This window comes from Pseudonocardia sp. (assembly GCF_029263155.1).
Lineage (GTDB): Bacteria > Actinomycetota > Actinomycetes > Mycobacteriales > Pseudonocardiaceae > Pseudonocardia.
Genome location: NZ_JAJCYB010000040.1, coordinates 1 through 22,920 on the forward strand (window position 1 = coordinate 1; position 22,920 = coordinate 22,920).

Annotated in this window: 14 protein-coding genes and 1 pseudogene; 13 read left to right on the forward strand and 2 right to left on the reverse strand. The window is 75.3% G+C overall.

The genetic code is table 11. The annotated features are described in order from the left end of the window. Positions 1-532: 532 nt before the first annotated feature. From ctaD to Q1K26_RS06940, 13 genes and pseudogenes are all read left to right on the forward strand, one after another. On the forward strand, positions 533-2,290 hold the full coding sequence (ctaD, locus tag Q1K26_RS06880) for a cytochrome c oxidase subunit I (protein ID WP_300008596.1): 1,758 nt from the start codon (positions 533-535) through the stop codon (positions 2,288-2,290). A 69-nt stretch (positions 2,291-2,359) separates the two neighbouring features. Continuing rightward, positions 2,360-2,860 (forward strand): SRPBCC family protein, encoded by a 501-nt coding sequence (locus tag Q1K26_RS06885; protein ID WP_300008598.1) that lies wholly within the window; start codon positions 2,360-2,362, stop codon positions 2,858-2,860. 50 nt (positions 2,861-2,910) lie between these two features. Beyond that, positions 2,911-4,212, forward strand: coding sequence for an NAD(P)/FAD-dependent oxidoreductase (locus Q1K26_RS06890; RefSeq protein ID WP_300008600.1), 1,302 nt, complete (start codon positions 2,911-2,913; stop codon positions 4,210-4,212). A gap of 548 nt (positions 4,213-4,760) precedes the next feature. Then, positions 4,761-10,310: pseudogene (locus Q1K26_RS06895) on the forward strand (PAS domain S-box protein); the annotation flags it as partial. Positions 10,311-10,417: 107 nt separating this feature from the next. Then, entirely contained in the window at positions 10,418-11,167 is a 750-nt protein-coding gene (locus tag Q1K26_RS06900; protein WP_300008678.1) for an ATP-binding protein, read from the forward strand. Between the two features lie 135 nt (positions 11,168-11,302). Next, a complete protein-coding gene (locus tag Q1K26_RS06905) occupies positions 11,303-11,683 on the forward strand; it encodes an STAS domain-containing protein (protein ID WP_300008602.1) in 381 nt (126 codons plus the stop codon). Between the two features lie 99 nt (positions 11,684-11,782). Then, entirely contained in the window at positions 11,783-12,070 is a 288-nt protein-coding gene (locus tag Q1K26_RS06910) for a hypothetical protein (protein WP_300008604.1), read from the forward strand. Positions 12,071-12,167: 97 nt separating this feature from the next. Next, on the forward strand, positions 12,168-14,216 hold the full coding sequence (locus Q1K26_RS06915) for a thiamine pyrophosphate-requiring protein (RefSeq protein ID WP_300008606.1): 2,049 nt from the start codon (positions 12,168-12,170) through the stop codon (positions 14,214-14,216). 296 nt (positions 14,217-14,512) lie between these two features. Beyond that, entirely contained in the window at positions 14,513-15,034 is a 522-nt protein-coding gene (locus Q1K26_RS06920) for a DUF1990 family protein (RefSeq protein WP_300008607.1), read from the forward strand. Positions 15,035-15,154: 120 nt separating this feature from the next. Beyond that, the gene (locus Q1K26_RS06925) at positions 15,155-19,912 is read left to right on the forward strand and encodes a SpoIIE family protein phosphatase (RefSeq protein WP_300008609.1); all 4,758 of its coding nucleotides are present in this window, start codon (positions 15,155-15,157) and stop codon (positions 19,910-19,912) included. Between the two features lie 9 nt (positions 19,913-19,921). After that, a complete protein-coding gene (locus Q1K26_RS06930) occupies positions 19,922-21,757 on the forward strand; it encodes a SpoIIE family protein phosphatase (protein ID WP_300008611.1) in 1,836 nt (611 codons plus the stop codon). Then, positions 21,754-22,104 carry an STAS domain-containing protein gene (locus Q1K26_RS06935; RefSeq protein WP_300008613.1) on the forward strand — a complete coding sequence of 117 codons (351 nt, stop codon included), beginning with the start codon at positions 21,754-21,756 and terminating at the stop codon, positions 22,102-22,104. The genes Q1K26_RS06930 and Q1K26_RS06935 overlap by 4 nt, the downstream gene beginning before the upstream one ends. Continuing rightward, the gene (locus Q1K26_RS06940; RefSeq protein WP_300008615.1) at positions 22,104-22,496 is read left to right on the forward strand and encodes an ATP-binding protein; all 393 of its coding nucleotides are present in this window, start codon (positions 22,104-22,106) and stop codon (positions 22,494-22,496) included. The genes Q1K26_RS06935 and Q1K26_RS06940 overlap by 1 nt, the downstream gene beginning before the upstream one ends. Before the next feature lie 18 nt (positions 22,497-22,514). Here the strand turns inward: Q1K26_RS06940 and Q1K26_RS06945 are convergent, their stop codons facing one another. Both Q1K26_RS06945 and Q1K26_RS06950 read right to left on the reverse strand, forming a co-directional pair. Continuing rightward, on the reverse strand, positions 22,515-22,712 hold the full coding sequence (locus Q1K26_RS06945; RefSeq protein WP_300008617.1) for a hypothetical protein: 198 nt from the start codon (positions 22,710-22,712) through the stop codon (positions 22,515-22,517). Continuing rightward, a complete protein-coding gene (locus Q1K26_RS06950; protein ID WP_300008619.1) occupies positions 22,709-22,918 on the reverse strand; it encodes a hypothetical protein in 210 nt (69 codons plus the stop codon). Before Q1K26_RS06950 ends, Q1K26_RS06945 begins: the two co-directional genes overlap by 4 nt. Between the last annotated feature and the right edge of the window lie 2 nt (positions 22,919-22,920).

The window sequence follows — 22,920 nt, forward strand, 5'->3', positions numbered from 1 at the left end:
ACCCCCGAGCCCTGGAACTCCGCCCACCCGGACGCGACATCCGGGCCCTCGACCTGCGCGCCGACTCCTCAACCGCCCACGAAGATCAACGGTCACCACTGGAGATCATCCCATGAACTACCTGCGGAACCGGGTCTGACCACGAGCCCCCGCCGCCCCGGCCTGACAGGCGGCGGCCCCGAAGCGGCGGAGGCGGGAGACAGACTTGAGCTCGCGTCTCCGCCGCGCAGGCCCTGCGCGGCCTGGCGAGGGCGGCAGCCGGCGAGGCACGCGACCGTCGCGTCGCCGTGCTCCGAGCGGCCCCTGCCGAGGGTAGGGGCGGGGATCGCCGGGTACACCGCCCCCATGAGTCGGACCCCATCCCGCGATCGGCGTGCCCCGGGCGCCCACGAACACACCAGCCCGCACCGGCGCTCGGGGGGCCGATGGGCGGCGGCACCGCTCGGTGGGCGCCGACGCGGAGGCGGTCCACGACCGCCGCGTCCGACCGTGGAGCCACGATGAGCACGAGGCGCGGCCGAGGCCGGCCATCATGACCTCGGGCTCGCTGCGCGCCGCGCCGTCCCGGCCGACGACCACCGCCCCGCCGCGACCCGAACGCGGCTCGGTGCTGCTGCGGTACCTGAACACGACCGACCCGAAGGACATCGGGATCCTCTACCTGGTCGCCGCGTTCGGGTTCTTCCTCGCCGGTGGGGCGATGGCCCTGCTGATGCGTGCCGAGCTGGCCGTGCCCGGGCAGCAGTTCCTCGCGGGCGAGCAGTACAACCAGCTGCTGACGATGCACGGCACGGTGATGCTGCTGCTCTACGCCACGCCCATCCTGTTCGGGTTCGCCAACTACATCCTGCCGCTGCAGATCGGTTCGCCCGACGTCGCGTTCCCGCGGCTCAACGCGCTGTCGTTCTGGCTGTTCCTCTTCGGCGGCCTGATCGTCCTCGGCGGCTTCGTGACCCCCGGCGGCGCCGCCGACTTCGGCTGGTACGCCTACGCCCCGCTCTCCGGTCCCACCTACTCACCCGGACCGGGGGCCACGCTGTGGGCCACCGGCCTGATCGTGTCGGGCCTGGGCACCATCCTCGGCGCGGTCAACATGATCACCACCATCATCTGCCTGCGCGCGCCCGGGATGGTCATGTTCCGCATGCCGATCTTCACCTGGAACATCCTGGTGACCTCGATCCTCATCCTGGTCGCGTTCCCGATCCTCACCGCCGCCCTGTTCGGCATGCTCGCCGACCACCACCTGGGCACCCACGTGTTCGACCCCGCCAACGGCGGCGCGGTGCTGTGGCAGCACATGTTCTGGTTCTTCGGCCATCCCGAGGTCTACATCGTCGCGCTGCCGTTCTTCGGGATCATCACCGAGATCATCCCGGTGTTCAGCCGCAAACCGCTGTTCGGCTACAAGACGATGGTGTTCGCGACCATCTCGATCACCGTGCTGTCCGCCGCGGTGTGGGCGCACCACATGTTCGCCACGGGTGCGGTGCTGCTGGCGTTCTTCTCCTTCACCACCTTCCTCATCGCCATCCCCACGGGCATCAAGTTCGTCAACTGGATCGGCACGATGTGGCGCGGGAAGATCACGTTCGAGACGCCGATGCTGTTCGCGATCGGGTTCCTCGCGACCTTCCTGTTCGGCGGGCTCACCGGGGTGCTGCTCGGGTCGCCCCCGCTGGACTTCCACCTCAACGGCACCTACTTCGTCGTCGGGCACTTCCACTACGTCCTGTTCGGCACGATCGTGTTCTCGGTGTTCGCCGGGGTCTACTTCTGGTTCCCGAAGATGACCGGCCGGATGATGGACGAGCGGCTGGGCCGCGTGCACTTCTGGACCATGTTCGTCGGCTTCCACCTGACCTTCCTGGTCCACCACTGGCTGGGCAACGCCGGGTTCCCGCGCCGCTACGTCGACTACCAGGTCCAGGACGGCTTCACCGTGCTCAACTCGATCTCCTCGGTCGGGGCGTTCCTCCTGGGCGCCTCGACGCTGCCGTTCATCTGGAACGTGTTCAGGAGCTACCGCTTCGGCCGCGTGGTCACCGTCGACGACCCGTGGGGCTTCGGGAACTCCCTGGAGTGGGCCACCTCCTGCCCGCCACCGCGGCACAACTTCACCGAGCTGCCCCGCATCCGCTCCGAGCGCCCGGCGTTCGAGCTGCACTACCCGCACCTGGTCGAGCAGTTCCGCGACGAGTCCCACCTGACCCGGGCCACGGGGGCCGAACGCGCGGCCCAGGGCGTCGGCCGCGAACAGCAACCCGACTCCGACCCGGGCTCGCACTGAGGGTGCCGTCACGGCGCCGGGTCCCTGGCCGGCGTGTTTCAACTCGCCCACGCCGGGCACGCCGTCCGCATGACCACCAACGTCACCCACAGCATCGACGTCGCCGTCCCGGTACGCACCGCGTACGACCAGTGGACCCAGTTCGAGTCCTTCCCGAGGTTCATGGACGGGGTCGAGCGGATCGACCAGGTCACCGACACCCGCACCCACTGGGTCACCCGCATCGCCGGGGTCGAGCGCGAGTTCGACGCCGAGATCACCGAACAGCATCCCGACGAGCGCATCGCGTGGACCACGGAGAACGGCACGCACCAGGCGGGGGCGGTGACGTTCCACCGCATCGACGACACCACGACCCGGGTGACCCTGCAGCTCGACCACGACCCGCAGGGCCTCGTCGAGAAGGCCGGTGACGCCATGGGGATCGTGCAGCGCCGGGTCAAGGGCGACCTGGACAACTTCAGGGCCCTGATCGAGTCGCGGGGGACCGCGGAGGGCGCGTGGCGAGGGGACGTCCGCGCCCCGGGCCAGGACCCCGACCCGTCGACGGGCACGGCCACCCGGCCCTGATCCTCTCACCGCACCACCCCGGCCGAACCGGAGAAGAAGGAAGGTTGGACATGTCCCGTCCGCGGATCGTGATCGTCGGTGGCGGGTTCGCCGGGTTCCACGCGGCCCGGGCCCTGACCCGCACCCTCGGCGCGAGCGCCGAGGTGATCGTGCTCAACCCGACCGACTACTTCCTCTACGTGCCGCTGCTGCCCGAGGTGGCGGCCGGGGTGGTGGAGCCACGGCGGATCACCGTGTCCCTCCCGGACAGCCTGCCCGGCGCGCAGCTCGTGCTCGGCGAGGCGCGGGCCGTGGACCTGGAGGCCCGTACCGTGTCCTTCGACGGGCCGGAGGACGGCTCCGGGACGCTGTCCTACGACCGGCTGATCCTCGCGGTCGGCAGCGTCAACAAGCTGTTGCCGATCCCGGGGGTCACCGAGCACGCCCACGGCTTCCGGGGCGTCCCCGAGGCGGTGTACCTGCGCGATCACCTCACCCGGCAGGTCGAGCAGGCCGCGACCACCGCCGATCCCGACGAGCGGGCGGCCCGCTGCACCTTCGTCGTGGTCGGGGCCGGCTACACGGGCAGCGAGGTGGCCGCCCAGGGGCAGCTGTTCACCGCGGCCCTGGCCAGGCGGCACGCGTCGTTGCGGGGCCAACCGATGCGGTGGATGCTGCTCGACCTCGCCCCCCGGGTCCTTCCCGAGCTGGACGAACGCCTGTCCCGCACGACGGACCGGGTACTGCGCCGGCGTGGGGTCGAGGTCGCGACGGAGACCTCGATCGAGGAGGCGACGACCGACGGCGTCCGACTGACCGACGGCCGGACGGTCGGCACCCGCACCCTGGTGTGGTGCGTCGGGGTGCGGCCCGACCCGCTGGTCGGTGACCTCGGCCTGCCCACCGAGAAGGGCCGCCTGGTCGTCGACGAGTACCTGGCCGTGCCCGGCCATCCCGAGGTCCTCGCCTGCGGGGACGCGGCCGCGGTTCCCGACCTGACCCGGCCCGGCCACCCGACCGCGATGACCGCCCAGCACGCCCAGCGACAGGGCAGGCTCGCGGGAGCGAACCTCGCGGCGGCGCTGGGGCACGGCGAGCCCCGTCCCTACGAGCACCACGACCTCGGCTTCCTCGTCGACCTCGCCGGGGCGCAGGCCGCGGCCAATCCTTTCGGTGTGCCGCTGTCCGGGCCGCTGGCGAAGGCCGTCACCCGTGGCTACCACCTGCTGTCGATGCCGGGCAACCGCGTCCGCACCGCGCTGGACTGGGCCACCGACTCCGTGCTGCGCCGCCAGTCCGTCCAGCTGGGCCTGGTCCGGGCGGGCGCGGTGCCGCTCGACACCGCCTCGCCGGAGACTCCCGAACGGCGGTAGGCGGACCGCGGCCCGGTGGGCACTGCGCCCCGGTGGCGCTCGTCCACCCCGTGCCCCGTCGCAGGTGGCACGCTATGGTCGGGCCGTGGTCCATGGACGGCGGTGCTGCCCCGGCAGGTGCGACAGGTGCCGCTGACCGGCGAGTCCCCCGCAGCAGGTCCGACCGACGCCGTCCGGGTCGCCACCCGCCACGCGCCGCGATGAGCGGCGACGAGTGGGGGTTCGCCGGTCGAGGCGAGATGGCCGAGCTGCTGCGGGCCACGGACTGGTCGCGCACCCCGGTCGGGCCGGTGGCGAGCTGGCCACCGAGCCTGCGTGCCGCGGTCGCGATCATGTTGCGCTCCCGGTTCCCGATGTTCCTGGGCTGGGGTCCGCAGCTCACCATGTTCTACAACGACGCCTACATCCCGGTCCTCGGCGGCAAGCACCCCGGCGCGCTGGGCACCCCGACGCAGCGGGTGTGGGGCGAGATCTGGGACGTGCTGGGCCCGCTGGCCGCCGACGTGCTGGCCGGTGGCTCCACCTACGCCGAGGACCTCCTGCTGGTGATGCAGCGGGCGGGGTTCGAGGAGGAGACCTACTTCACCTTCTCCTACAGCCCGATCCCCGGTGACGACGACGGCGACGCCGCGGCGGGGCTGTTCTGCGCGTGCACCGAGACCACCGGCCGCGTGGTGGGTGAGCGGCGGCTCGCCACGCTGCGCGCGCTGGGCGAGGTGTCGGCCGTGACGGCGCACACCGCGACGCAGGTCTGCGAGACCGCGACGCAGGTGCTGGCGCGCAACCGGGCCGACGTCCCGTTCGCCGCGGTGTACCTGCCCGGACCCGACGGGTCGGCGCTGCGGCAGGCCGCCACCTTCGGGGTGCAGGCCGGTCATCCGCTCGCGCCTGCGGCGGTGCCCGCCCCGTCCGGTGGCGGGTCGCTGTGGCGCGCCGCCACCACCGGCGAGGAGGTCGTCACGAGCGGGCTCGCCGGCCGCTACCCCGGCGGGGTGGTTCCCGATCCTGGCGCGGTCGGGTCCACGGCCCCGGACTCGGCGGTGGTCGTGCCGCTGGGCCCGGGCACACCGGAAGCGCCCTGCGGCGTGCTGGCGGTCGGGGTGAGCCCGTACCGGCCCCTGGACGAGGACTACCGCTCGTTCCTCCGGCTGGTCGCCGGCCAGCTGTCCGCCGCGATCACCGACGCCCGCGCCTACGAGGACGAGCGCGCCCGGGTACGGGCGTTGGCCGAGCTCGACCGGGCCAAGACCGAGTTCTTCGCCAACCTCAGCCACGAGTTCCGCACCCCGCTCACGCTGATCCGCGGTCCGGTGCAGGACCTGCTCGCCGACGACGCCCCCGACGTCGAGCGGGTCCGGGCCGAGCTGTCCTCGGTCGACCGCAACGCCGGGCGGCTGGCCCGGCTGGTCGACGACCTGCTCGACTTCTTCCGGGCGCAGGCCGGCCGGGCCCGGGCCCGCTACGAGCCGGTCGACCTGGCCGTGGTCACCGCCGATCTCGCCTCCATGTTCCGGTCCGCGGTCCAGCGGGCCGGGCTCACCCTGGCCGTGGACTGCGTGCCGGGCGGCGAGCCGGTCGCGGTGGACCGGGAGATGTGGGAGAAGATCGTCCTCAACCTGCTGTCCAACGCGCTGAAGTTCACCGAGTCCGGCGGGATCACGGTGGCGGTGCGCGCCGCGGGCCGGCACGTCGAGCTGACCGTCGGCGACACCGGGATCGGCATCCCCGCCGCGGAGCTGCCGCGGTTGTTCGACCGCTTCCACCGCGTCGCCGGGGACCGCGGCCGCTCCGCGGAGGGCAGCGGCATCGGCCTCGCGCTGGTGCGCGAGCTGGTCGAGCTGCACGGCGGCAGCGTGGAGGTGGACTCCCGCGTCGGGGCCGGGTCGACGTTCACGGTGCGCCTGCCGCTGGGCACCGCCCACCTGCCCGCCGAGCACCTGCCCGCCGAGCACCTGGCCCCCGAGCACCTGCCCCCCGAGCCGCTGTCCGACCCCGACCGCCCGGCCACCGGGGCGGTGGCCCGGCCCTACATCGACGAGGCACTGCGCTGGCTGCCGTCCGCCGACGGCACCGCAGGAGATCCCGCGACCGGCTCCGGCCCCGCCACGGTGCTGGTGGTGGACGACAACGCCGACATGCGGGAGTACCTGACCCGGCTCCTCGCGGCGCACTACCGGGTACGCACCGCGGGCGACGGCCGGGCCGCGCTGGAGGTGGTGCGCGCCGAGGTGCCGGACCTCGTGGTGACCGACGTGATGATGCCCCGCCTCGACGGGTTCGGACTGCTCGCCGCGCTGCGCGACGACCCGGCCACCGGGTCGGTCCCGGTGATCGTGCTGTCAGCCCGGGCCGGGCCGGAGTCCACGATCGACGGTCTGGCCGCCGGCGCGGACGACTACCTGGCCAAGCCGTTCACGGCGGGCGAGCTGCTGGCCCGCGTCGGATCCCAGCTCGAGCTGGCCCGCGGGCGATCCCGCGAGGCGGTCTGGCGGTCGACGCTGATCGGCGCGATGCAGGACGCCTTCTACGTCGTGGACCTCGACGCCGACCCGCCCCGGGTCGTCGAGCTCAACGACGCCTACGAGGAGATCCTGGGCTACGGCCGCGCCGGGCTGCCCTATCCGGCCCCGTTCCCGTGGTGGCCCGACCCCGACACTCACCCCGCCGAGCGTCGCGAGGTCGAGCGGTCACTCGCGGCCGGCACGAGCGGGCGGCTCACCCTTCCGGTGCGCCACCGCGACGGGCACCTCGTGTGGGCGGCGATCACGTTCGCCACGCTCACCGACCCGACCACCGGCCGCAGGATGCGGGTGGGCACCCTGCGCGACGTCACCGAGGACCGCCTCGCCGCCGTGCGGGCGCGCGAGCTGGCCGACGAGCAGTTGCAGGAGGCCGACCGGGCGTTCCGGCTGCTGACCGAGCACTCCGACGACGTCGTCGGCCGCCACGACCCGGACGGCACCTGGCGCTACGTCTCCCCGTCGGTGCACCGGATGACCGGATGGCTGCCCGAACAGCTCGTCGGCCGCCACCCCCTCGATCTCGTCCACCCCGACGACCTCGACGCCACCCGCGTCGCGCTGACCCGGGTCGCCGACGGGCCGGCCGAGGTGCGGCTGCGGTTCCGCCGCGCCGACGGCACGTACCTGTGGGTCGAGGCCCGGGGCCGGCCCGTCACCGACCCCGAGACCGGTGCGGTGGAGCTGCAGACCGTGTCCCGCGACATCCACGCCCGGGTACTCGCCGAGGAGGAGCTCGCACGGTTCCGGGACATCGCCGAGCGGACCAGCGACTTCGTCGGAATCGCCGACGCGCGCACCGGACTGGCCGTCTACGTCAACCCCGCAGGCCGCGCCCTGGTCGGTATCGGCCCCGACGACGACGTCGGCGCGATGCCGGTGACGGATTTCGTCGTCGACCCCGCCGTCGTGGCCGTGGCCCTCTCCACGGTCGCCCGGGACGGGTTGTGGTCCGGCGAGACCGACTTCGTCCACCGGGACGGCACTCCGATCCCGATGTCGCAGGTGGTCACCGCGCACCGGGGTCCGCGCGGTGAGCTCGACCACGTCTCCACCATCGCCCGCGACCTGCGTGCGCAGCGGCGCGCCGCCGCCGAGACCCACGCCGAGCGCGAGCGCTACCGGGCCCTGGTCGAGCAGGTCGACGTGGGCATCTACCGGACCGCGGCCGACGGCTCGCTGGTGTTCGTCAACGACCGGTACCGGCACCTGATGGGCGGCTCGGCCGACGAGCTGGCCGGCAGGCGGTGGCTGGAGCGCGTGCACCCCGACGACCGCGACCGGGTGGCCGCCGCGGGTGCGGCCGCTGCGGCGGCCCGCCGCAGCTGGACCGACGAGTACCGGGTGCGGACCGCCCCCGGCGAGGTGCGTCGCGTCACCTCGTCCGCGCAGCCGCTGCACGACGCGGAGGGGGCGTTCGCCGGCTACCTCGGAACCTGCGTGGACGTCACCGCGCTGCACGACGCCGCGGAGGACCGTCGCCGGCTCGCCGCCGAGCAGGCCGCCCACGCCGCGACCGAGGCCGCGGCCGACCGGTTGCAGACCCTGGTCTCCGGGCTCGACGCCGTCGTGTGGGAGGCCGACGCCCGGTCCCTCGAGATCGGCTTCATGTCCGACCGGATCGTGGAGATGCTCGGCTACCCGCTGGCGACCTGGCTGGGCAGCCGCGAACGCTGGATCGCGCGCGTGCATCCCGACGACCGCGCGCGCGTCGTCGCCGTCGTCGACACCGCGCTCGCCCGGGGCCGGAACTGGCAGCAGACCTACCGGATGATCTCCGCCGACAGCCGCGTGGTGTCGGTGCAGAGCATCGTGCACGTCGAGCCGGACGAACACGGCCGCGCCGCGCGCCTGCAGGGCGTGCTCGTCGACGTGACCGAGCGCGAGCGCCAGGAGCGGGCCAACGCGCTGCTCGTGCGGATCGGTGCGCTGCAGGTGGCCGACCGGTTGTTCGGGGAGAAGCTCGCCGAACTGGTCGAGGCCGCCGCGCCGCTGCTCGGCGAGCTGTCGGTGCTGGCCCTGCTCGGCCCGGACGGGCTGCTGCGCACGGTGGCCGTCGCCGCCCCCGAGCACCCCGACGCCGCCGCCGCGCAGCGCCGCCTGCCACCCGCCGCGATCCCGCCGTCGCTGGCGGACCGGCTGGAGACCGGCCGGGCGTTCGTCCTGCCCGGGACCGGCGAGGCGGTGCTCCGCGAGGTCTGCACCGACGCCCAGGAGCTGCGGGACCGGCTGGCCGTCGGCCTGCACGACCGGCTGGTGGTGCCGCTGACCGGCGATGATCAGGTGCTCGGGGTGCTGACGTTCGTGTCGATCAGCCGGTCCCGCACGACCGACGGCTTCGACCTCGCCCTGGCCGAGGAGCTCGGCCGGCGCGTCACCGCGATGGTCCAGGCCCACGAGGCCCTGCGTCGTGAGGAACGGCTGCGCCAGATCACCGCCGACCTGGCCGCGGCGGCGACCGTCGCCGACGTCGCCGACGTGCTCATGACGGCGCTGGTCGAGACGTTCGGTGCCGTCGGGCAGAACGCCTACGTCGTGGACGCGGAGAAGGGCGTGCTCACCCTGGTGCGGGCCGAGGGCTACGCCACGGAGATCGTCGACCGGTTCGCCACGATCCCGCTCGACGCCCACACGCCGCTCTGCGACGCCGCCCGCACCCGGGAGCCGGTCTGGCTGCGCGACCACGACGACTGGACCGAGCGCTACCCGCAGCTGCGCGCCGAGCACGACGAGTTCGGCTACCGTGCGGCGCTGGTACTGCCGCTGCGGGGCGGGGACGGCCGGGCCGTCGCGGTGATCGCCGCCAGCTTCGACACCGCCCGCACCTTCCCCCCCGCCGAGCGCGCGTTCGCGCTCACCCTGGCCGGCACGGCCGCCCAGGCCGCCGAACGCGCCCTGGAGGCCGACCGCAGCCGCACCGTCGCCGAGGCGCTGCAGCACAGCCTGCTGCCCGACAGCCCACCGATCGTCGACCGGCTCGCCGTGGCCACCCGCTACCTGCCCGGCGCCGCGGGGGTGCAGGCGGGCGGCGACTGGTACGACGTCATCGCCCTCGACGCCCACCGCACCGCGATCGTCGTCGGGGACGTGGTAGGGCAGGGCGCGGCCGCGGCCGCCGTGATGGGCCAGCTGCGCACCGCGCTGTCCACCCTCCTGCTCGCCGACGCCGCGACCACCCCCGCCGCGGCACTGGCCCACCTGAACCTGGTCGCCGCCCGCACCCCGGGCGCCCGCGCGTCGACCGCGATCTGCCTGATCCTCGACACCGCCGCCGAGCGGCTGTGCTGGGCGGGCGCAGGCCATCCCCCGCCGCTGCTGGTCACGGCCGAGGGCAGGACCCGCTACCTCGACGCCGGAGCCGGGCCGCTGCTCGGCGTCGTCGGGCTGGACGCCCCGATCCCCGGCCCCTACACCGACGGGGAGCTCGCGGTGGCTCCGGGCGACACCGTCGTGCTCTACACCGACGGCCTGATCGAGCGCCGCGGCGAGATCGTCGACCAGGGGCTCGAGCGGCTCCGGACGACCGCCGGCACCACCGCGGCCGCCGGACCCGCCGCCCTCGCCTCCTCCCTGCTCGCCGCGGCCGTCCCCGAGACGGGCGGGCCCACGACGACATCGCGCTGGTCACCGCCCGGGTACTGCCCCCGCCCCTGCACCAGCACCGGCGGCCCGCGCGGCCCGCCGAGCTGCGCCGCAGCCGTGGGCTCGTCCAGGCCTGGGCGGACGCGTCCGCCCTGCCCGGACGGTTCACCGAGGACCTGCAGCTGGTCCTCGGCGAGGCCATCGCCAACGCCGTCGAGCACGCCTACGGGGGCGGCGACACCACCGGCGAGGTCGACTACACGGTGTGCCGCGTCGACGACACCACCGTCGAGGCCACCGTCGCCGACCACGGGACGTGGCGGCCACGGTCGGCCGACGCCGGGCACCGCGGCCACGGCCTGCGGGTGATCAGGTCACTGGCGAGCACCGCGACCGTCGATCGCCACGACCGCGGCACCACCGTGCGGGTCACCCTCGACGTGCCCGGGCGGGACGACCCGCCGGCCCCCGCGGGCGCCCCCGCCGAGTGGGACGTCCGACCGGGCACCGGGCACCTGGCCGACGAGTCCCCCGACGCCCGACGGCTCGCCCTGCGCGGGGACCTCGACCTGATCGCCGTCACCGCGCTGCGCCCGGAGGTGTTCGCGCAGGTCACCGCGACGCCGTCCGCCGCCGGTGGGGTCCGCCGACTCGTCCTCGACCTCACCGACGTGACGTTCCTCGCCAGCGCCGGCCTCCGGCTGCTGGTGGAGGTGGCCGAGCTCGCGGCCGGGCACGGCTGGACCGTGCGGCTGCGGTACCCGGCGGGCGGGCTCGTCGAGCGGGTCCTGGAGGTCAGCGGGCTGTCGCACCTCCCGCGGACCGGGCACCCGGGGTCGACGCCCACCTCGTAGGGCTCCTGCGGGCGCGTCGACGGGAGCCACAAGATCGGGTTCCGACTTGCGCGCCGTTGCCGTCCGCGTAACCTGGCCCGTGCCCGTGTACAGCAGGGCGGAACGAGACCAGACGGGACGAGACGGAACAGGATCATGAGCCTGCGCACCGACTCCCTCGCGCACGTGGAGATCATCGCCGCGACCGCCTCGAGCCCCGCGGTCTGCTCCGTGCGTGGTGAGATCGACATCAGCAACGTCGACACGCTGCGGGCCGCGCTCGCGGAGGCCTTCCGGCGCTGGCCCTCCCTCGTGGTCGACCTCGGTGAGGTCACCTTCTTCGCCTCGGCCGGGATCCGGGCCCTGCTCGACGCCCGGACCGGGCACGCCGACCGCACGATGACCATCGTGACCGGCCGCGCGGTCGAGACGATCCTGCGGATCTGCGGCATGGCGAGCGTGGCGTCCTGCCACCCGGACCGGGAGTCGGCCGCACACGCCTGCCTGGCCCAGGCCCGCGCCACGCGCCGGCCCTGATCCCCCGAGGGCGTGCCACGGCGGTTGCGTCGGGGCCGGTTGACCGGGCCGCAGCCGGGTAGGGAGGACGTGACCGTCCCCCACCCGAGAGGACCGCACATGGCCGGCACCGCAGCCCGTCGTCTCCGAACCCGTCCTGCGGCCGATCCTCCCGTACGGCCCGAGGAGGCCTCCGGACCCGGCGGGAACGGCGGCGGGCCGACCGGCGCCGCCGACGCGGCCGACGTCGGGACGACCGACGTCGGGACGGTGCGTCCCGGCCGCCCGGAGATCGTCTGCGGGGAGCCGGTCCGGGTCCCCCCGTACCGGGTGCTGCTGCCCGGCCGTCGTCGGTCCGAGTGCTTCGTCGACCGCGGCGGAAGGGCGTCGGGGTCCCGGCCGCAGTGATCGGACCGGGGCGTGCCGGCTGCGCACGACGAGGACGAGACGCGCGGCTTCCTCCGGCTGCGCGGCACGGCGACCGCGCTGACGCTGGGCGCGCATCGTGTTCGTGCTGCTGGCGCTCGCCCTGGTCGCCGTGGTCCCGGTGCTGCTCGACGCGCTGGCCCTGGGGCCGGTCGGCACCGTGCTGGCCCAGGTGCTGCGGTGGACCCTGCTCGTCGCGGTGCACCGGCGACGGTGCGCGGTCCGGCGCGTCCTGCACGCGTCGGTCGGCCGTGAGCGGGTATGCACGGGCATGACCGACCGCAGCGCAGACACCCGAGGCCCGCACACCTCACCCGCGGGCACGGCGAGCCCGGACACGACCCTGGTGAGCGACGCGATCGTCGCGAGGCTGCGCGACTGGGGGGTGCGCCGCGTCTTCGGCTACGCAGGTGACGGCATCGACCCGCTGCTGGCGGCGTTCCGCCGCGCGGGCGGCGATCCCGCGCTCGTCACCGCCCGCCACGAGGAGATGACCGCGTTCATGGCGAGCGGGCACGCCAAGGTCACCGGCGAGGTCGGCGTGTGCCTGTCCACCCAGGGGCCGGGCGCGATCCACCTGCTCGCCGGGCTCTACGACGCGAAGCTGGACCGCAAGCCGGTGGTCGCGATCGTCGGGCAGGTCGTGTCGACGGCGCTGGGCAGCGGCTACCTGCAGGAGGTCGATCTGCACACCCTGTTCAAGGACGCCTGCGGACAGTACGTGCAGACCGTGGTGTCCCCGGAGCAGCTCCCGCACGCGCTGGACAACGCGTTCCGGACCGCGCTGGACACCGCGACCCCGACCTGCCTGATCGTGCCCCACGACGTGCAGCAGGCCCGCACGTCCGACGTCACCCCGCACGAGCACGCGATGGTGCCGAGCAGCACGGCCCTGTCGCGTCCGCACGTCGTGCCCCGCCGGGCCGACCTGGACCGCGCGGTGGAGGTGCTGACCGCCGGGTCGCGGCCCGCCGTGCTGGTCGGGCAGGGGGCCTACGGTGCGGAGGCCGAGCTCCTGGAGGTCGTCGAGCTGCTCGGGGCCGGGGTGACGGCGTCGCTGCTGGGCAAGCCGGTCCTCGACGAGTCCCTGCCCTTCCACAGCGGGGTGATGGGCCATCTGGGGACCACGGCGTCCGCGGAGCTGATGGGTCGCTGCGACACCCTGCTCGTGGTGGGCAGCAACGACCCGTGGACCGAGTTCTATCCCGCTCCGGGGCAGGCCCGCACCGTCCAGATCGACATCGCCGGGCGCAACATCGGGACGAAGGCCCCGGTCGAGGTGGGGCTGACCGGCGACGCGCGCGACACCCTGGCCGCCCTGCGGGACCGGCTCGCCGACCGCGGCACCGCCCCCGGTCGACGGTGGCGCGCCGAGGTGGAGGGCGCGGTGCGGGGCTGGCGGGAGGTGCGCGAGCAGCGCGCGGCCGAGCCGGCCGGATCGGCGGGGGTGCTGAACCCGCAGGCGGTCGTGCACGCCCTGTCCGCGGAGCTGCCCGCCGACGCACTGGTCAGCGTGGACGTGGGGTCGTGCACCTACTGGTACGCCCGGTTCGTCGCGCTGCCGCCCGGGGTGCGCGGTCACGTGTCCGGGACCCTCGCCTCGATGGGGTGCGCCATGCCGACCGCGCTGGCCGGCAAGCTGGACCGGACCGACCGCCCGGTCGTCGTGCTGGCCGGGGACGGCGCGATGCAGATGAACGGGCTGTCGGAGCTGATCACCGTGGCCCGGCACTGGCGGGAGTGGGAGGACCCGCGGTTCGTGGTGCTGGTGCTGCACAACGGGGACCTCTCGGAGGTGTCCTGGGAGCAGCGCGAGGTCGAGGGCGACCCCCGCTACCCGACCTCGCAGGAGGTGCCGGCGTTCCCCTACGCCCGCTACGCCGAGCTGCTCGACCTCGGTGCCGCCCGCATCGACTCCGCCGACGCGATCGCCCCGGCCTGGCGCGCCGCCCTCGCCGCGGACCGGCCGTTCCTCGTCGAGGCCGTCATCGACCCGGACACGCCGCTGCTGGCACCCGCCCAGCCCGCAGGCAAGGTCGAGCAGATGCTCGCCGGACTGGACCAGGAGCCCGGCGGCGGCCCGGCCGCGGACCAGCTGCACCGGCAGCGTGACCAGGAGGTCGGCTGAGCCCGGCGCCGCGAGGTGCGGGCGCATGCCCCCGGCGGCATCGGGCACACCCGCGCGCATCGTCGGGCCCGTGGTGGGTAACCCGCCGTCGTGGTTCCCCTCCTCGATCACCTGTCCCTACCCCGTCGCGTGCGGACCGTGGCGCGCTGGCCCGTCGGCGTCGCCCGCGCCACGTGGGAGTACCTGACCCGGGCGGTCCCGGTACACCGCACGGCGTCGGCCGGGGACGGTGCGGACCTGCCCGCCGCCGTCCCGCCGCCTGGCACGACAGCCGGATCCAGGGGCCGGACCGCGGTGTGGGTCCGCTGCTGCACCGGCGCTACTCGGTCGTCGTGGACGGCGTGGGCGGCGACGCCGCGGCCCTGATGAGCCGCTTCTCCGCCCACCCCAACTACGGCGTGCCCGACGACGTCGCCACGTTCGTCAAGACGCGTGGGGTGGACGGCACCGCGGCGGTGGGCGACGAGTTCTCGATCCGGATGCCGGGCCCGTGGAACGGGCCGGTCCGCGTCATCGGCACCACCGCGACGACCTGGCGCCTGGCCACCCTCGACGGCCACCTGGAGGCCGGACAGATCGAGTTCCGCGCCCGCGACGAGGGTGGCGCCGTGGCGCTGGAGATCGAGTCCTGGGCCCGGCCCGGTGACGTGCTGTCGCACGTGCTCTACAACATCGTGGGGCTCGCCCGGGAGGTGCAGCTCAACCTGTGGATCGAGACCCTGCTCCGGCTCGCGCACCGCAGCGGCGGGGACGTCCGTGACGGGGTGCACGTGGACACCAGGCACGTGTCGGCCACCGAGGTCGTCGCGGCCGGCTGAACCCGGCTGGGCCGGACGCGTCCGGGCGACGGACGCGCTCGCCGCGAGCGGCGCTCGGAGTCTGCGGTCGCTGCGTGCCGCGCCGGATGCCAGACTTCGCCACCGAGTCCCGGTGGGGAGGTGGACGAGGGTGCCGACCCGGACACGCCGATGAACGCGCCGCCCGACGGCGCCGCGCACCGCGCCGACACCGCCTTCCTCGCCGGTGGGGGGGAGATGGGCAGGCGGATCGCCGAGCTGGACGGCGCCGCCACCCCGCTGGGGCCGCTCGCGTCCTGGTCGACGACGCTGCGCACGGCGGTGGGCATCTGCGTCTCCTCCCGCCATCCCATGGTGATCTGGTGGGGCCCGCAGCTGGCGCTGCTCTACAACGACGCGTGGATCCCCATCCTCGGGCCGGCCAAGCACCCCGCGCTGGGCCGGCCGGGCCGCGCGGTGTGGCCGGAGATGTGGCACATCATCGGCCGGCAGCTGACCAGCGTCCTGCGGACCGGGGAGGCGACCTGGTCGGACGACCAGCTCCTGCCGGCACACCGGTTCGGCTACCTGGAGGAGGCGTACTTCACCTACTCCTACAGCCCGATCCGGACCGGCGACGGCCAGGTCGGCGGGGTCTTCACCGCGGTGACCGAGACGACCGGGCGGGTGCTCGGCGAGCGGCGGCTGCGCACCCTGCGGGAGCTGGGTGACGTCGCCCAGGCCGCCGACGTGGAGCAGGCCTGCTCCCGCACGCTGGCTGCGCTCGCGACCAACCGGGCCGACATCCCGTTCGCCGCGGTCTACCTGCTCGCCCCCGACGGCGCGAGCGCCCGCCTGGTGGCCACCGAGGGCCTCGACCGGGCCGTGCTCCCCGAGGCACTGCCCCCGGCCGGGCCGGTCGGCCGATCGATCTGGCAGGCCGCGACGCAGGGCCGGACCGTGGCGTCCTCCGGACTCGCGCGCCGCCTGCCCGGGCTGGCCGGTCCCGGGCACAACCCGGTCGGGGACGCCGACGTGGACACCGCGTGGGCGGTCCCGCTCACCGACGCGGGCCGCGATCGCCCCTTCGGCGTGCTGGTGCTCGGGGTCAGCCCCTACCGCGCCGTGGACGCCGACTACCGCAGCTTCCTCGACCTGGCCGCCGACCAGGTGTCCACCGCGCTCACCGACGTGCAGGCCCACGAGGCCGAACGCCGCCGGATCGACGCGCTCGCCGAGCTGGACCGCGCCAAGACCGAGTTCTTCACCGGCGTCAGCCACGAGCTGCGCACCCCGCTGACCCTGATCGCCGGACCGGCCCAGGACGGTCTCGCCGACGTCGACGCTCCCCTGCCGCCCGCCCAGCGCGACCGGATGGAGCTGATCCGGCGCAACAGCGGGCGGCTGCGGCGCCTCGTCGACACCCTGCTCGACTTCGCCCGCCTCGAAGGCGGGCGGCTGGTCGCGGACCTGGTCCCGGTCGACCTCGCGCACCTGACCCGGGCCATCGCCGGCACCTTCGCCCCGGCGGCGGAGCACGCCGGGCTGGGGTTCGTGCTGGACTGCCCGGACCTGCCGAGCGGGGTGCTCGTGGACCCCGACATGTGGGAGAAGATCGTCCTCAACCTGCTGTCGAACGCGGTGAAGTACACCCTGGACGGCACGGTCACGGTGCGGCTGCGGCAGGGTGCGGACGGGGCGACCGAGCTGCTCGTCACCGACACCGGCGTGGGCATCCCGGCCCCCGACCTGCGGCGGGTGTTCGAGCGGTTCCACCGGGTCCGCGGCGCGCAGGCCCGCAGCGCCGAGGGCACCGGCATCGGGCTGGCCCTGGTCGCGGAGCTCGTCGCGCTGCACGGCGGCGGGGTGGACGTCGCGAGCGGGCCGGGTGCCGGGTCGGTGTTCACGGTGCGGCTGCCGGCGACGGCCCGCACCGACCTCCCGGCCAGCGGCGCCCGGACGTCGTCGTCGGTGGGGTTGTTCCTCGACGAGGCGCTGTCGTGGGTGCGCCCGACCGAGGGTCCGGACACCGGCCCGACCGTGACCGGGCGGATCGACACCGGCAGCACCACGGGCGCGACCGTGCTGGTCGCCGAGGACAACCCGGACCTGCGGTGGTACGTCGCGGGCCTGCTCCGCCCGCACTACGCCGTGTACGAGGCGGCCGACGGGGCGCAAGCGCTGCGGATCGCCCGACAGCACCCGGTCGACCTGGTGCTCGCGGACGTGATGATGCCCGAGCTGGACGGCTTCGGCCTGCTCGCGGCGCTGCGCGCACATCCGACCACGGCCGGCGTCCCGGTGGTACTGCTCTCGGCCCGGGCGGGCGAGGAGGCGGCCATCGAGGGCCTGCGGGCCGGCGCCGACGACTACCTCACCAAGCCCTTCTCCTCGCACGACCTCGTCGCGCGGGTGCGCTCCAACCTGGAGCTCGCCCGGCTGCGCTCGCACGAGGCCAGGTGGCGCACCGCCGTGGTGGACGCCCTGCAGGACGGCTTCTCGGTGATCGACGTCGACAGCGCGGCCATCGTCGAGATCAACCCGGCGACGACCGAGCTGCTCGGCCTGCGTCCCGAGCACCTGCCCTGCGGCCCCCCGTACCCGATCTTCCCCACCGCCGAGGAGGACGCCGACGAGCTCGCGCTGCTGCAGGCGGCGCACGCCGCGGCACTGGGCCGCGACCACGGCGAGGTCGTCGTCCCGCTGCGTCACGTCGACACGCGGGCACGGGTGTGGGTGTCGGTGTCCTACAGCGCCCTGCCGGCCCGCGACGGGCAGCGGGCCTGCGTCGTCGCCACCATGCGCGACGTCACCGCGCAGCGCCGGGCCGCCGAGCGGGACGCGCTGCTGGCCGAGGTGGGCGCGCTGCTCGCCGAGCAGGTGGCGCTACGCGAGCGCCTCGACCGGTTCGCGCGGCTGCTGAGCGGAACGCTGGCCGAGCTCGTGGTGGTGTCGTTGCGCGGCCCCGACGGCCGCCTGGCGCCGGTCGCGGCGGCGCACTCCCGCCGGCCCGACGTCGCGGCGGCGCGGCTCGCCCGGGCGCCGCACCTCCTTCCTCCCGAGCTCACCCGCTGGCACCGCGCCGCTCCCCCGCGCCGCGGCGACCCGGCCACCGGCGGCGACCCCGACCCGCTGCTCGTGCCGCTGGTCGTCGCCGGACGGCTGCTCGGCACGGTCGAACTGGGCGGACGCGACGCGGCCACCCTCGGGCGCGACGGCGTGCTCGCCGAGGAGCTCGGGGACCGGATCGCCGGGGCGGTCGACGCGGACCGGGTCGCCGCCCGGGAGGCCCAGCTGCAGGCCGTCACCGCCGCGCTGGCCTCGGCCGGAACGCTGGCCGCGGCCGCCGGTGCGCTGGCGGCCGGCGTGCGCGACGCGCTGTCCGCCCGCGCGGTGACCGTCTACGCGGGCGAGACCGACGGGCGCACGCTGCGACTGGTCCGCCACGCGGGTCCCGGGCAGCCGCCGGAGACGGTGCGCCTGGACGGGAGCACCCCGGAGGCGCACGCCGCACTCGCCGCCGAGCCGGTGTGGTCGCCGGACGCGGCGTCGCGGCTGGCCCGCTTCCCCGCCGCGACGGGCGCCGACGGGGCGTCGGCCGCGGTCCCGCTGCTCAGCGGCGACGTCGCGCTCGGCGTGGTCGTCGTCGCCTTCGACACCACCCGGGAGTTCCCCGCCGACGAGCGCGACTTCACGACCGCGCTGGCCGGCCAGGCCGCGCAGGCCTTCGAGCGCGCGGCGCTGGCCGACCAGCGCTGGCGGCTGGCGCAGACGTTGCAGCGCGCGCTGCTCCCGTCCGCCCTGCCCGAGCTCGAGCGGCTCGGCCTGGCCGCCTGCTACCAGCCCGCGGTGCGGGAGCTGCAGGCAGGCGGCGACTGGTTCGACGTCTTCGCGCTCGAGGGCGACCGCGTCGCGGTGGTCGTCGGCGACGTCGTCGGCCAGGGACCCGCCGCCGCGGCGCTGATGGGCCAGTTGCGCAGCGTGCTCGCCACCTACCTGCACGACGGCCTCCCCCCGGCCGCGGCGCTCGACGGGCTCGACCGGGCGACCCACCGGATCGCCGGGGCGCGAGGCAGCACGGCGCTGTGCCTGATCCTCGACGTCGCGTCCGGTGAGGTCCGCTGGTCGGCCGCCGGGCACCTGCCTCCGCTGTTCACCGGTCCTGGCGGCACCCGGTTCGGGCATGGCGGGGAAGGCGCCGTCCTCGGCCTGGCCGGACGAGCCCCGTACGTCGAGGGCCGAGAGACGATCACTGCGGGAACCTCGGTCGCGCTCTACACCGACGGCCTGGTGGAGCGCCGCGGCGAGGTCGTCGACGACGGCCTCGACCGCCTCTCGACCGCGGCGGCGCGGCTGCACCCGCTGGCACCGGGCCCGCTCGCCGAGGAGCTGCTGGATGCGACGCTGGACGGCGCGGACACCGGCGACGACGTGGCGCTGGTCGTGGTCCGGTTCCTGCCCGCCCCCCTCGAGGTGCGGTCCCCGGCCGACCCGGCGCTGCTGCCTGCGACGCGCCGGATGCTGCAGCGGTGGTGCGCCGCGGCGGGGCTGTCCGAGGACACGACCGCCGACGTGGCGCTGGTGCTCAGCGAGTGCCTCAGCAACTGCGTCGAACACGCCTACCCCGACGGGCCCGGCGAGATCGCCTGGCGGGTCGGGCCGGCCGCCGGGGGCGGCGTGCAGGTCCGGGTGCAGGACTTCGGACGCTGGCGACCCCCGCCCGCGGACCCCGGCTACCGCGGCCGCGGCCTGGCCGTCATCCACGCCCTCGCCGAGCGCGTCGACCTCGACGGCACGCCGCAGGGCACGACGGTCGCCGTCGACATGGCCGCCGCCACCGAGCCGCTGGCCCGGCGGGCCGCCGGGGAGACCACGCCGCAGTGGTGGTTGCGCAACGACGCCCGCTCCGGACCCCGGTAGCATCCGCGGATGTCGTCCGACGACCCGGCCCAGGCGCGCGGTCTCGCCCTGCAGCACCTGGCCGAGCAGCTCTCCCGGGCGGCCACGCCGGTGGACATCGGCAGGCTCGCGGTCACCGCGGCGGCCCAGGTGCTGGAGGCCGACGCGGCCGGGGTGTACGCCACCACGGAGTCGGGCGAGCTGGAGTCGCTGCACTCCGCGGGCTGGTCGGCGCAGACGTCGGGGCGCTACCGGCGGCTCACGGTGCGGCGTGGCGGCCCGCTGTCGGACGCGGTGCTCGACGGGGAACCGGTGTGGCTGGAGGACGCCGAACAGTGGCGCCGCCGCTACCCGGAGATGGCCCCGGTCGGCACGTCGGAGGGCTTCCAGGCCACGGCATGTGTCCCGCTGCGGGTGGAGGACCGCGACCTCGGGGCGATCGTGTTCACCTTCTCCCGGCCGCGCGAGTTCCTCCCGCCCGAGCGCAGCCACCTGCTCGCCGTGGCCGCCCTGTGCGCGCAGGCGCTGGACCGGGCCCGCCTGCTCGTCGCCGAGCGCACGGCCCGCGCCGACGCCGAGCGCCAGCTGGCCCGGATGACCTTCCTCGCCCAGGCCGCCGGACTGATGGAGGCACCCCTGTCGGTGCAGGAACGCCTCCAGCAGCTCGCCGACCTCGCCGTCACCGGCACCGCGGACTGGTGCGCCGTGCACCTCGTCGGCGACGGGCGCGTCGACCGCGTGGCGGTGGCCCACTCCGACCCGGCCAAGGTCGCCTTCGTCGCCCGGCTCGAACAGCGCTACCCGCCCGACCCGGATGCGCCCACCGGCGCGATCGCGGTCGCCCGCACCGGCGAGCCGGTGTTCCTGCCCGACATCCCCGACGACCTGCTCGTCGCGGCCGCCCGCGACGACGAGCACCTCGAGCTGATCCGCTCGATCGGCATGCGGTCCGGGCTGGTGGTGCCGCTGCTGGTGCGCGGGCGCAGCCTCGGGGCGCTCACCCTGGTCCAGGCCGAGTCCGGCGAGCGGTTCAGCGAGGTCGATCTCGCCTTCGCGAACCAGCTCGCCGCCACCGCGGCCGTGGCCCTGGACAACGCGCGCCTCTACGAGCAGCAGCGACGGACCGCGCACACGCTGCAGTCCGCCCTGCTGCCCGCCGCCCTGCCCGCCGCGCCCGGGCTCGACCTGGCCGTGCGGTACCTCCCGCAGGGCGCCGACGAGGCCGACCTGCGGGTCGGCGGCGACCTCTACGACGTCGTCGCGGGGACGGTGCCGGGACGCTGGGCCGTCACCGTCGCCGACGTGTGCGGCAAGGGGGCGGAGGCCGCCGCGCTGACCGCCCTGATCCGGCACACCGTCCGCGCCGACGTCGGCCACGGCCTCGGCCCGGCCGCGGTGCTGCGGCGACTGAACGCCGCGATGCTGCACGACTCGGTCGGCGACCCGGCGCGGTTCGCGACGGTGGTGCACGCCCACCTGGACGTGGCCCCGGACCGGGTGCGGGCCCAGCTGGTCAGCGCCGGGCACGTTCCCGCGCTCGCCGTGCGGGCGGGCCGGGTGGAGACCGTCGATGCCCCGGGTACGCTCCTCGGGGTCTACCCCGAGGTCTCGCTGACCGAGGTGGAGATCGTCCTGGAACCCGACGAGCTGCTGGTCCTGCTCACCGACGGAGTCACGGAGGCACGCGGGATGGACGGCTGGTACGGGCCGCGGCGCCTCCGCGACGTCGTCGCGGCGCAGGCCGGGCGGCGGGCCGAGGCCGTCGCCGCGGCGATCGTCGCCGACGTCACCGCGTTCCAGGTGGGGTCGCCGCGCGACGACATCGCCCTGCTCGTCGTGGGCGCGACGCCGCAGGAGGGGTCGTGACCCGGCCCGCCGCCGACGGCGGCCGGCGTCGGGAACACCAGGTGGTCGTGCTGCGAGGTGAGCTGGACATCGCCACGCTCGCCGAGGCCGCGGCCCGGGTCGAGGCGGCCGAGGCGCACGAGCCCGCCGTCCTGGTCATCGACCTGTCCGAGCTGTCGTTCGTGGACTCGTCGGGGGTCCGCCTGGTCCTGCTGGCCGACCGGCGCGCCCGCGACGCCGGGCGGCGGGTGGCGGTGCGGCTGGGCAGCGGTCCTGCCCTGCGGGTGTTCCACGCGTTGGGGATCGCCGAGAAGCTCGACACCGACACCGACGACGGGGTCGGCGGCGGCCCCGGACCGGTGGCCTGATGCGCGCGCCGCTGACCGCCATCATCGACCTGCCGCCCGAGCACCGCAGCGTCCCCACCGCTCGCCGCCTGCTCTCCGAGCTGCTCGGGTCCTGGGCTGCCGATCACTACGGCGACGACGCGAACCTGCTGCTCAGCGAGCTGGTGACCAACGTCGTCCGGCACGTGACGTCCGGGACCAAGCTGGTCCTGGAGATCCACCTGACCGGCTTGCTCCTGCGCGTCGCCGTGGTCGACGACTCCCCGGCGCAGCCACGGGTCGCCGACCGGGCGGGCGAGGAGGTCGGGGGGCACGGCCTGCAGCTCGTCGCCTCGATCGCCGACCGGTGGGGCAGCGAGCGGCACGCCGACGGCAAGCGCGTGTGGTTCGAGCTGGCCCGCGCCGCGTCCTGACGACCGGGGGGACCGGGTTCAGACGCCGCCGATCCCGTCGCCGGCGCCGCCCTGGCCGGGCGCGCCGTCCTCGCCGCGCTCGCCCCCGTTGCCGGAGCCGACGTTCTGCTCGCTCTGCTCGGGGACCCCGAGCCCGTCCTCGCACGCGGCGGCACCGACGGTGAGGACGGCCGTGGCGGTGAGCGCTCCGGCCGCGACCCGCCGCCACCGGATCACCGCTGCTCCCCGTCGTCGTCGACGACCGGGCCACCCCCGGCACCAACGCCCGGGGCCGGCGGCGGCTCGTGGTCGTCGTCGGCGGGCGGCTCCGGATCGGCCCACTCCTCGCGGTTGGATCCACCCGGGCCGCCCAGCTGCCCCGCCAGCTGCGAGGCCAGCGCGTCGTCGGTGCGCGAGCCGTGCTTGTCGCTGCCTCGTTCCATCC